General features: G+C 62.6%; 13 protein-coding genes. 7 read left to right on the forward strand and 6 right to left on the reverse strand.

Annotation, left to right across the window (positions count from 1 at the left end; translation table 11 throughout):
- Positions 1-53: 53 nt before the first annotated feature.
- The 3 genes from AC0L3D_RS34915 to AC0L3D_RS34925 form a co-directional block, all read right to left on the reverse strand.
- Positions 54-1133, reverse strand: coding sequence for a sensor histidine kinase (locus tag AC0L3D_RS34915; RefSeq protein WP_473647350.1), 1080 nt, complete (start codon positions 1131-1133; stop codon positions 54-56).
- 149 nt (positions 1134-1282) lie between these two features.
- Entirely contained in the window at positions 1283-1450 is a 168-nt protein-coding gene (locus AC0L3D_RS34920) for a DUF1328 domain-containing protein (protein WP_023797107.1), read from the reverse strand.
- Positions 1451-1678: 228 nt separating this feature from the next.
- Positions 1679-2473, reverse strand: a complete 795-nt coding sequence (locus AC0L3D_RS34925) for a response regulator (RefSeq protein WP_023797108.1) — start codon at positions 2471-2473, stop codon at positions 1679-1681.
- Between the two features lie 236 nt (positions 2474-2709).
- On the opposite strand from AC0L3D_RS34925, the gene AC0L3D_RS34930 reads away from it, so the two are divergent.
- Together AC0L3D_RS34930 and AC0L3D_RS34935 are read left to right on the forward strand one after the other, a co-directional pair.
- Positions 2710-2907, forward strand: a complete 198-nt coding sequence (locus AC0L3D_RS34930; protein ID WP_027153467.1) for a NepR family anti-sigma factor — start codon at positions 2710-2712, stop codon at positions 2905-2907.
- A gap of 3 nt (positions 2908-2910) precedes the next feature.
- The gene (locus AC0L3D_RS34935; RefSeq protein WP_023797110.1) at positions 2911-3462 is read left to right on the forward strand and encodes an RNA polymerase sigma factor; all 552 of its coding nucleotides are present in this window, start codon (positions 2911-2913) and stop codon (positions 3460-3462) included.
- A 72-nt stretch (positions 3463-3534) separates the two neighbouring features.
- Here AC0L3D_RS34935 and AC0L3D_RS34940 read toward each other — a convergent pair whose 3' ends face one another.
- Entirely contained in the window at positions 3535-3855 is a 321-nt protein-coding gene (locus AC0L3D_RS34940) for a response regulator (protein ID WP_473532555.1), read from the reverse strand.
- A gap of 260 nt (positions 3856-4115) precedes the next feature.
- Between AC0L3D_RS34940 and AC0L3D_RS34945 the strand changes: the two genes are divergently transcribed.
- From AC0L3D_RS34945 to AC0L3D_RS34955, 3 genes are all read left to right on the forward strand, one after another.
- Positions 4116-4877 carry a Crp/Fnr family transcriptional regulator gene (locus AC0L3D_RS34945; RefSeq protein WP_473532552.1) on the forward strand — a complete coding sequence of 254 codons (762 nt, stop codon included), beginning with the start codon at positions 4116-4118 and terminating at the stop codon, positions 4875-4877.
- Between the two features lie 126 nt (positions 4878-5003).
- Positions 5004-5330: an ElaB/YgaM/YqjD family protein gene (locus tag AC0L3D_RS34950; RefSeq protein WP_023797113.1), complete on the forward strand. Its 327-nt coding sequence runs from the start codon at positions 5004-5006 to the stop codon at positions 5328-5330.
- Positions 5331-5341: 11 nt separating this feature from the next.
- Entirely contained in the window at positions 5342-5806 is a 465-nt protein-coding gene (locus AC0L3D_RS34955) for a hypothetical protein (protein ID WP_473628676.1), read from the forward strand.
- 94 nt (positions 5807-5900) lie between these two features.
- Here the strand turns inward: AC0L3D_RS34955 and AC0L3D_RS34960 are convergent, their stop codons facing one another.
- Entirely contained in the window at positions 5901-7418 is a 1518-nt protein-coding gene (locus AC0L3D_RS34960) for a sensor histidine kinase (protein WP_287229610.1), read from the reverse strand.
- Positions 7419-7614: 196 nt separating this feature from the next.
- Here AC0L3D_RS34960 and AC0L3D_RS34965 point away from each other — a divergent pair, with 196 nt between their 5' ends.
- Positions 7615-7815: a hypothetical protein gene (locus AC0L3D_RS34965; RefSeq protein WP_023797117.1), complete on the forward strand. Its 201-nt coding sequence runs from the start codon at positions 7615-7617 to the stop codon at positions 7813-7815.
- Between the two features lie 29 nt (positions 7816-7844).
- On the opposite strand, the gene AC0L3D_RS34970 is transcribed toward AC0L3D_RS34965, so the two are convergent.
- Positions 7845-8765 carry a diacylglycerol/lipid kinase family protein gene (locus tag AC0L3D_RS34970; protein ID WP_128168775.1) on the reverse strand — a complete coding sequence of 307 codons (921 nt, stop codon included), beginning with the start codon at positions 8763-8765 and terminating at the stop codon, positions 7845-7847.
- A gap of 284 nt (positions 8766-9049) precedes the next feature.
- Between AC0L3D_RS34970 and AC0L3D_RS34975 the strand changes: the two genes are divergently transcribed.
- Entirely contained in the window at positions 9050-10573 is a 1524-nt protein-coding gene (locus AC0L3D_RS34975; protein ID WP_473647351.1) for a PRC-barrel domain-containing protein, read from the forward strand.
- The last annotated feature ends 121 nt before the right edge of the window (positions 10574-10694 follow it).

A 10694-nucleotide genomic window follows, 5' to 3' on the forward strand; every position in this document is an offset into this window, starting at 1 on the left:
CCTCTTGGCCCCAACCCCCTCGGCCAGTTCTCTTGGGCTCGGCTGTTGCCCGTTCAATCCGTCTCGAAATTGCTGCGAGGAACGACGAGATGGTACTCGAGACGATCCCCTCTGATTTCAAGTTTCGCCGTGCCGTTCAACGACGCAGGCACGACGCGCTCGAGCGCGACGCTGCCAAAGCGCTTCTCGCTGGGCTGATTGTCATTGGCTCCGATGGCCTCGGCCCATGTCAGCGACAGCGCGGTCTCGCCAGCGGCAGCGGCCGTCAGATCGGCCGTCACCTCGACGAAGCCGTCGGCTCGCGACAGAGCGCCGTAGCTGACAGAATTGACGGCAAGCTCGTGCATGGCCAAGCCGATATGCAGGGCCGCATTGGGATTGAGGTATGGGTTTGCACCGCGAAAACGCAGGCTGCGCACAGGGTCGGCGCCATAGCGGCCGACCTGGCCGGACACCAGTTCGCGCAGTGCCGCTCCCCGCCAGTTGGACGAGGTCACCAGGTCCTGGGATGAGGCAAGCGACTGCAGCCGGCCGCGAAAGCGCGTCAGGAAATCACTGAGCGTGTCCGAATAACGGCTGGTCTGGGTGGCGATGCTCTGGATGATCGCCAAAAGGTTCTTCGAACGGTGGCTGACCTCGCGCAGCAGCGTCTTCAGGGTTTGCTCGCGACGTTTCTGCTCGGTCGTTTCGACCATGCTGGTGACGACGCCCTGCACGGCACCGCCGTCGTCATGATCCGCGTCCACCCATATTTGGAACCAGCGGACGCCATCGTCGGCCGGAATGCTGAACTCAAGATGTTCCGGATTGCCGGATGCGACGACCTTGCGTTTGGCCGCGCCGATGCGCTCCGCCTGCGCAAGCGGCAGGATGCCGTTGCCGTCGCCCGTGTCGGAACCCCCCGTGTCGGAAACCCCCGTGCCGGAAATCCCCGTGTCGGCAATCCAGGGCGGGCGCATGTTGCGGGCCCAGACGGTTTTCATCTCGCGATCCTGATAGAGAACCGAAATACCGGCGTTGTGCAGTGCATGGAGAAGGGCCCGGCCAACCTGCATTCCACTCTCAGCGGACTGCAAAGCGATGATCTCATCACTCCGTCCGCTGTCTTTCATGTCTCCGGCTCTGGATTGCATCGGTCACTTCACCCGCCCAATGCAGGCTGAACGGCTGACGGAAAATTGGGTTCCAAAAAGAGTCCGCCGAGCGACGTCCTGCTAAGGACACCGCCCGGCGGTAGCTGGAAACCGCTTGAGGGGTGCGGCTCCCAGTGTTCGATCGCAGTTCACGACGCGCGTTTGAACAAGCCCGCAATAAGCGAAATGATCAGGAAAGCGAGAAAGATGAAAAACAAGATCTGCGCTATACCAGCCGAGGTGCCGGCAATGCCGCCGAAGCCAAGAGCGCCTGCAATGATCGCGACGACGAGAAATACGAGGGCCCAGTAAAGCATGGTCCATCTCCTTCAAATAGTATGCCAAAAACGTCTTTCGCTGCCGTTTGTTCCAGCATTTCCCGAAAAAGACGAGCCCCGGAAAGCTTTCCCGCTCGAATTGGATCGTCATGCGCAGGTGAGTTGCAAGAGCGTGTGCCGGCCGCAAGCGGCCAGCGTTACTCATCTGTGGAAAACGGGCGATCGGAGGAACTGTGGAAAGGGCCGCTCAGGGCCGGGCTGCCCGGCCTATGCAGCGGCTTTCGCGTGCCGATCGAAGAACAGCGCCTGGCTGATCAGGGCCTTGACCATCTCCGGATTGAACGGCTTGGTGACGAGGAAGGCCGGCTCCGGCCGCTCGCCGGTCAGCAGGCGCTCGGGAAAAGCGGTGATGAAGATCACCGGCACCGGGGTGGTCGACAGGATCTCGTTGACCGCTTCGATGCCCGAGCTGCCGTCGGCAAGCTGGATGTCGGCCAGCACCATCTTCGGCCGCGTCTTGGCGAACATCGCCACCGCCTCGGCATGGGTACGCGCCGTTCCGACAACGCGATGCCCCAGGCTCTCGACCATTTGCTCGATGTCCATGGCGATCAGCGGCTCGTCCTCGATGATCAGCACATCGGTTGCCACCTGGCGGGAAATCTCGTTGCTGGCCTCGGCAAGAAGCTCGGAGAACTCCTGATCGTCGACGTCGAGGATCTCCGCCGCCTCGTCTTCGCTGAAACCTTCGACGGCGACCAGCAGGAAGGCCTGGCGGGGGCGGGGTGAGATCGCGTTCAGATTGGCGGCGGCGCGCTGTTCCCACGCCGACTGCGGGTGTTCCTGCGGAACGCGGATGGCGACCGAGGTGAATAGCCTGGCGAAGACCTTGTAGAGCGCGATGCGGTCATTCGACGCGTTTGGAAAGATGTCGACGTCGGCGATGATGGCCTCGAGCATCGCGGCGACCAGCGCGTCACCACTCTCCTGCGATCCGGAGACGGCCCGCGAAAAGCGGCGCAGGAACGGCAGGTGTGGAGCGATGGTTGCGGATAGGCTCATGATAGACGTCTCCCTCTGACGTAATTGCATAGATTGCAGGCCAAGCTAATGACAAGCCCCGAGAATAAACCCTGAAAGCATAAACGCCGGCTTTCCGAAAAAGTTCCGAGGGGTTGGAACTAATGTAAGCGGAAGGCGTTTGAGATCGGGACGGGCAACCAGACGAGGGGGCCGGCTGCTTTGCGTCGCGTATTGAAGGGCGGCAGGGTACTGGGAACAAAGGGCGAAATGACGACATGAGGAAAGACAACACGGCTGGCGCTGCAACGAACAGGCGCCGGGCTGCTTCCGGCGACCCGCTCGGGCCAAACTCGGAAATCGGCCGCAAACTCAAACAATATTACGACGAGCTGGTCTCCGACAGCGTGCCGGATCGTTTCGCCCAATTGCTCAGCCAGTTGGAACAGGCCCAACCTGCACGGAAAAAGGACTGAGGCATGGCGGCCGTCTCCCAGAGCTTCAAGACGGATCTGCTCGCCTCGATTCCGAGCCTGCGGGCCTTTGCCGTGTCGTTGACGCAAAACGCCGACAAGGCCGACGATCTGGTCCAGGAAACGCTGGTGAAGGCGTGGGACAAGCATGAGAGCTTCGAGCCGGGCACCAATCTCAAGGCATGGCTGTTCACCATCCTGCGCAACGAATTCTATTCGCAGATGCGCAAGCGCGGCCGCGAGGTGCAGGATAGCGACGGCATCATGACCGCCAGACTGGCCGTCCATCCGGCCCAGCACGGCCAGCTCGACCTCAAGGACTTTCGGAGCGCGCTCGAGCAATTGCCAGAGGACCAGCGCGAAGCCATCATCCTCATCGGCGCGTCGGGCTTTTCCTACGAGGAAGCCGCCGAAATTTGCGGCTGTGCGGTCGGAACGATCAAGAGCCGCGTCAGCCGCGCCCGCACGCGGCTGCAGGAAATCCTGAAGATTTCCGGCGACGACGAGTTTGGCCCGGATGCGATCTCGGCTCAGGTGACGGGGTCGAACGCCGCCTGAATACGCAGCACCGGTAATGTGGGACCCTGTAATTAATGTCGGGCCCGGTAATCGGGCTCCGGTTTGCGGACATCAAACAACAGGTCCGCGCCCGCACGCCGACGCCACCGCCTCCACGAGATCGTCTCCCGAATAGGGCTTGGTGACCAACCTGACATCCGGAAACGCCACCCTGATTTCGTCCATCTCGGAATAGCCCGAGGCGAAGACGAAAGGCACGCCCGATTCGCGCAGCCGCGAAGCGAAATCGAGTGTCGAAGTGCCGCCCAGCATGAGGTCGACGATGGCCGCGTCGAATTGCGAGGCAATGCTCTGCCGATCGATCTCAGCCAGATCGCGGGCGACGACAACATCGCCGGCGCCATAGTCGCGGCAAAGCTGCTCGACATCCATGGCGATCAAAAATTCATCCTCCAGAACAAGAATCCGCAATCCGTCCAGCAATGGGGGCACGTGGCGATGTCTCCGTGGGGCGCAGGGAACAGGGAGCGCAAGGGCTAGAGGAGTCATGATCCCTATTTGGCTTCCTGTCATTTAAAGTTATTTCGCATCCTGTCATTTAAAAAAGACATGCCGCCGCAGATGGCGGAACCTCGACGCCTGCAGGGACGTTTGCTATCGCCCTCCGGAAGAGGGCTTCAAAGAGGATTGAAATGTCTGGCCAGAACGGCCGTTCCTTGTCCGCCCGCCGGTATACATGTGAGAACTGCCCGCTGCGGCCGTTGCCGGCGTTCCGGGCGTTCGAGAAGCAGGAACTCGTCTTCGTCAATGGCTTCAAGAAGGGCGAACTGGCCGTCGAGAAGGGCGACACGGTTCTGGTTGAGGGAAGCCGCAGTGCCCATCTGTATACAGTGCTGTCGGGTTGGGCCTTCCGCTACAAGTTGCTGTCGGATGGCCGCCGGCAGATTCTGAATTATTCCATGCCAGGCGACCTCATCGGTCTGCAAGGCAGTCTGATGGGCGAAATGCAGCACTCCGTGGAAGCTCTGTCGCCGATGCTGCTCTGCCTCTTCGAGCGGGAGGCCCTCCCCGAACTCTACCGCAGCCATCCGGGCCTCGCCTACGACATCACCTGGATCGCCGCGCGAGAGGAGCGCATGCTCGACGAGAACCTGCTCAGTATCGGCAGACGCACCGCGCTCGAGCGTGCTGCCTATCTGATCGCCTTCATCTCCACTCGCGCCAGGGTGGTCGGGTTGAACGGCAGGACGCCCGTGCAGATTCCGATCACCCAGCAGCACCTCGCCGATACGCTCGGCCTGTCGCTGGTCCACACCAACAAGACGATCCGCAAGCTGATCGATCGCAAGCTTATCTTCTGGCGCGACGGCGGCTGCGAGGTGGTCGACAACGAAAGGCTCAAGGACCTCGCCCGCTGGGAAGGGTTGAGCGAAGGTCGCCGACCGCTGATCTGAGCGGCTGCCGGAGACGTGCCGGGCTGGACTCGGCTGCGCAAAAACCCTTTCATGGCCGTTGTTCCGATTTCGGAACCTTGGGGTGGGTCGAACGTTTCGACCCGAGCAAACGCAAGGAGTCAAGCAATGGCGACTGCCGCAGGAAAGTCCCCGAACGAAAGCCGGCCGAATTCGGACCTTGAAGACGACATCAGGCAGCTGAAAGTCGACATTCAGAAACTCACCGAACAGCTGGCCGAGACCGGCCAACATGGTTACGGGACTGCCCGTCGGGTTGCTGCGGAAGGGGTCGAGCAATTGCGCGCCCAAGGCGAAGCAGCCTTTGAAAATATGCGCAGCAACGCCAAGGATCTCGAAGCGCAAGTGGTGGCGAGCGTGCGCGAAAAGCCGGTGACGTCGCTGGCAATCGCGGCAGGCGTCGGCTTTCTGTTTGCGCTTCTCGCGCGCCGCTAGTCTCAGCCCAGATGCGAATGCTGGCATCGTTGATCTCGGGCCTCGCCTCGGGTGAAGCCGTTGCCGCCGTGCGCCGCGCGCGCACGGCTGCGATCGTCTATGCGCTCGCAGCACTTGCAGCACTGTGCGGCCTCGGTTTCCTCGTCGGAGCGGCCTATGTCTGGGTGGCGGGTCGCTATGGGCCGATGGCAGCCTGCCTTGGTTTCGGGGTCGGCTTCCTGGTGATCGCAGGGCTCCTCCTGCTCATCCATCAGCTGTCGGCCGGCGCGCGCGCCCGACGCCGGGCGCGGAGGCGCAATGCCGATATGAAGGCGGTCGGCATCACGGCCGCGCTCGCCGCGCTGCCGGCGCTACTCAAGGGGAAAGGCGGCCTCGGCACCATACTCGCCCCGGCGATTGCGCTCGCCGCCTACGCCATCTACCGCGAGAACACAAAGCCCGATGCCGACGATCCGGATGCCGGCGAGGCGAAATAGCTCGAAGCGTTTCTTCTTGTTCGGCAATGATCCGAAAAACCGGGTTCCACTTTTCCCTGACGCGGACCTTTGGTTCGGGTCCATAGTCGAGCGGTCACTTCGGCAGATCCTCCAGCGGCATCGATATTTCGGCGAACACGCCTTCCGGCCGGAATTCGTGGGTCACTTCACTGGAGATGACCTTGGCCAGGCTGCGGCGGATCAGGATCGAGCCAAAGCCGTGGCGTTCGGGCGAGGCAACTTCAGGCCCGCCGCTTTCGCGCCAGGTCAGGACCAGGCGCCGGGCGCCTTTCCTAACCTGTGCCTTCCAGTCGAGATCGACCGTGCCCGACACCGCCGACAGCGCTCCGTGTTGCAGCGCGTTGCTGGCCAGTTCATGCAGGATCAGGCCAAGCCCGACTGCCTGGTCGGGCGAAAGCAGCAGATCGGCGCCTGAGATCGTCATGCGCGGCTGATCGGCGGTGTCGAACGGCTTGACCTCGATCTGCACGAGTTCGCGGATGCCAATGCCGCGCCACTCGCGGTCGGACAGCAGGCTGTGGGCGGCGCCCAGCGCCTGAAGCCTGGCGCTGAAGGCGTCGAGGAAATCCCTCGGCTGGCGGGCATGGCGAACTGTCTGCGTCGCCAGCGCCTGGACGGTGGCCAGCGTGTTCTTGACGCGATGGTTCAGCTCGCGCAGCAACAGCCGCTGCCGCTCATCGCCGAGCTTGCGTTCGGTGATGTCGTAGTTGACGCCGAAGATCAGCGTCGGCTTGCCGTCGCCGTCACGCTCGATGACCCGGCCGCGCGTAGCGAGCCAGCGCGGCGGGCTGAAGCCCTTGACGCGGTATTCGCCAAAATAATCGTCGCCGCCGCTCAGCACGTCGCGAAAGCGCGTCTCGGTCTGGTAGGCGTCACGCGGGTCGATGGCGGCGAGGATATCGCGTGCTCTCAGCCGGGTCGAGCGCGGCAGGTCGAACAGCTCGGACAATCGGGCATCGCATTCGATCATATCGCTATGGATATCCCATGCCCAGCTCGCGAGCGATGCGGCATCGAGCGCAATGCCGCGCCGCTTTTCCTCGCGCGCCAGTGCCGCAGCGGCGCTGGCGGCGTTGCGGGTGGCGTCCTTCAATGCGAACAGGCTGGCAGCGAGGCTGGCGAGCGCCGTCAATTGTTCGAGCTGGGCGGCGGACGGCGACCCGCGCGGCCTCCGGTCGAGCACGCAGAGCGTGCCGATCCGGGCACCGGCCACCACAATCGCCGCACCCGCATAGAAACGGAAATGATGCTCGCCAGTGACCAGCGGGCTGGCGTTGAAGCGTGAATCCATGGTCGCATCCGTAACCACCATCGGCTGGTCGCCGGCAGCAATGGTGTGGGCGCAGAAGGATGTATCGGTCGCGGCCTCGGTCTCGTCCAGGCCGACACAGGACGTGAACCACTGCCGCTCGACATCGACGACCGTCACCAGCGCGACAGGTGTTTGCATCACCGCGGCGGCGAGCCCACTGATAGTGTCGAAGTCAGGATCGGCCGCCGTGTCGATTGCATCGAGATCATGGAGCACGGCAAGCCGATCCTGCGCCGTTACCACGCTAAGGACATCGACCGGCAGATTCGGCTTTGTCACTACCCTGCTATCCACAAGTCCCCCAGATGCATCGGCTTGCAGCCATCCGCGCTGGGCCCAGTTGCCGGGCCCTGAAACCGGAACCTTCGCCCTGAGGAACCGTTACCCAACCACATTTTGCCAGCCGCGCCGCCAGCGCCAACCGACATGCCAGCGCCAAACGAAATGCCAGCGCCAACCGAAATGGAGGCCGATCATGCCCAAGATCGTTCCTGAAGACAAAGCCCGGCAGGGACGCTGGGGGTGGCACACCTTCCGTATCTTGATCGCTGCGCTGCTTTTGGCGTTTATCGCCTGGGGCATCGCCGAGATCTACGGCAACATGATAGACCGGACGCCGACAACCGAACAGGGCGAGCTTCCCAGGAATGAGCAGGGCGAGATTCCCAGAGGCTGAAGCCTTCCGATCGACTGTGCCGGGATGCATCACGCTGCCCTCGCTTGGACGGCGCGCGCCGGGACGAGAACGTTCAGCGCACCAGGATGAATTTCCATCGTCGTTTCGCGGTCAAGCCTGACCAGTTCGCCATCCATGACGGCGCGAAATTTCTTCGCAGCCGAGTGGAGTTTCAAAACAGCCCGGTCAGCCTGGTGGATCTCCACATGCTCGCTGTCGCGCCATTTGCCGCGCGCCATGTCGAAGAGGACCCTGACCAGTTCGCCACGCCGCCGCGCCACCGTGACATAGATGCCGAGCACGCCGCCGGCGGGATTGTCGGCATAGGGCAGATGACCCTCACCGAACAGATTGTTGGTGATGCCGATGCCGGTGGTGCGCGTCACGATCTCGGCCTCGCCGATGGTCAGCGTCACCTTCATCGCCGAAGGGTTGTTGATCGCCGCCCAGGCAGCCTTTGCCGAGGCCCGCATCTTTCCCAACCGCGAGCCATACTCCATGGCTTGGCGAAGCTGGACCATCCTAGCATGCATGCCGATCGAGAATTGATGCACGAATGGCTTGCCGTTGGCGGTTGCCATATCGACTGCAATAACCTCACTGTCGGCAAAGGATTTCACGGCCGCGTCAAGGGTTTGTGGAATGCCGAGCCCGCGCGCGAACAGGTTCATCGTGCCAGCCGGTAAAATGGCAAGCGCTTTCTTGCTGCCCATCAACCGAGCCGCCGCGGCCGAAATGGTGCCGTCGCCGCCACCGGCCAGCACAATGTCGACACTATGCCTGGAAGCGATGCGGTCCAGCGTTGCGACAATGTCCCTGCCGGCAACGATTTCGATATCGATGCGGTGGCCTGCTGCCTCCAATGTCTGGCGCATTCGGTCGGTGAAGGCGGAGAGATCAACCGTTCGCAGGGTGCCGCCCTCCTGGTTCAGCACCGCCGCAAATCGCATTCCCCCGCTCCGATTTTTCTTGGCTACCATTGGATAATCATCGGCCGTAACAGACCGAGCCATGGGCGGAAACGGGGCGGTTGAAAAAAAGTTCCGCCGCTCTGACGAAAATACAGGAGCCAATCTCACCCGGCCAAACGCATAATTGAGCGCGATTCGGGTGGTTTTTTCACAACGCTCGCCCTGGTGTCGGAACAACGGCGCGGTCACGACGTTGTGAATGTGTAACGCCGCGACCGATCTCCCCTGCTCGCGGCCAGAGATAACGCACGAGGAGGATTACGATGATCCGCACCCTTTTATCCACCACCGCACTGGCAGCGTTGATTGCGACCGGTGCGTATGCGCAGGAAGCCACCACACCGGCGCCCACCCAGGACCCGGCGGTCCAGGAGACCGCTCCGGCGGCTCCCGTTGCGCGGGCCGAGGGCAGCCTGATGACCAATATCATTGGTGAATCCGTCTATAACGGCACCGGCGACGATGCCGAGAATATCGGTGAGGTCAGTGATGTCGTCTTCGATGAAAACGGTCAGGCGAAATCCGTCGTCATCGGCGTCGGCGGCTTTCTTGGCGTCGGTGCCAAGAATGTCGCTTTCGACTACAACAAGCTGCAATGGGCCGAACGGAATGGCGACCGCTGGCTGATTGCCGAAACCACAAAAGATGAGTTGACGGCTCAGCCGGACTTCGATCGCAAGCCCTATGATTCGGCTCCTGCGGCCACCGACACCACGGCTACGGCTCCCGCTCCATCGACCTCGACGGATACAACGGCGCAGAATGCTCCGGCGGCTCCAGCCGATAGCGCCGCAGCTCCGGCCGAACCTGTGAAGAGTGCCGACGGCAACCTTGCCACGAATATCATCGGCGAAACCGTCTATAACGGCACTGGCGACGACGCTCAAAACATCGGCGACGTGAACGACATCGTTCTGGCCAAGGATGGCAAGGCCGAGTCGCTGATCATTGGCGTCGGCGGCTTCCTTGAGGTTGGCGAAAAGAATGTCGCCTATCAGTTCGACAAGGCCAAGTGGGCGGAGAGGGACGGCGACCGCTGGCTGGTCGCCGAGACCACGAAGGAAGACCTGGAGGCGCTGCCGGAGTTCGACCGCGAGCCCTATGATCCCGCCCCGGCGACAACCGCATCGACTGACGCGGCGACGCCGGCGCCAGTGACCACCACCCCTGCTGTCACTGCGGCTCCAGCCCCGGCGGAGAAGACTGCGGAAGCTCCGGCGGCAACGCCTGAACCCGCTGCTCCGGCTCCAATGGACAAGACAGCCGAGGCTCCGGCGACGACGCCAGACCCGGCTGCTCCGGCACCGGCGGACAAGACAGCCGAGGCTCCGGCTGCAGCAACGCCTGACCCGGCTGCTCCGGCACCGGCGGACAAGACAGCCGAGGCTCCGGCTGCAGCAACGCCTGACGCAACCCCCGACCAGACGAAGACCGCGGCGATCGACAAGTCGGCGCTGACCGAAATGCCGATCAACGAAATCCGCTCCGAGGATTTGGTTGGAACCACGGTCTATGGCGCCAACGATGTCAACGTCGGTGAGATTGGTGACGTCGTGCTGACCGGCGACAAGAAGGTCGACGCCGTCATCATCGACGTTGGCGGTTTCCTCGGCGTTGGCGAGAAGGAAGTGGCGATCGGCATGGACAACCTTAAATTCATGACCGACAAGGATGGCAATCGCTATCTCTACACGAACTTCACCAAGGAGCAGCTCGAGGCGCAGGCCCCCTATGACAAGGCCACATATGCGCAAAACCGCGACACCCAGCGCATGATGATGCGCTAGCTTGCGCCAACGATGAAAGAGGCCCCCCCCCGCCCCCCCCCCCGGCCCTTTGAGAAGGGAGAATAGGGGGGGCCCCGCCCCGGCCGCCCCCCCCCACCCCGCTCGCTGGGCGCAACGCCCG

Source organism: Mesorhizobium sp. WSM4837 (assembly GCF_055811435.1).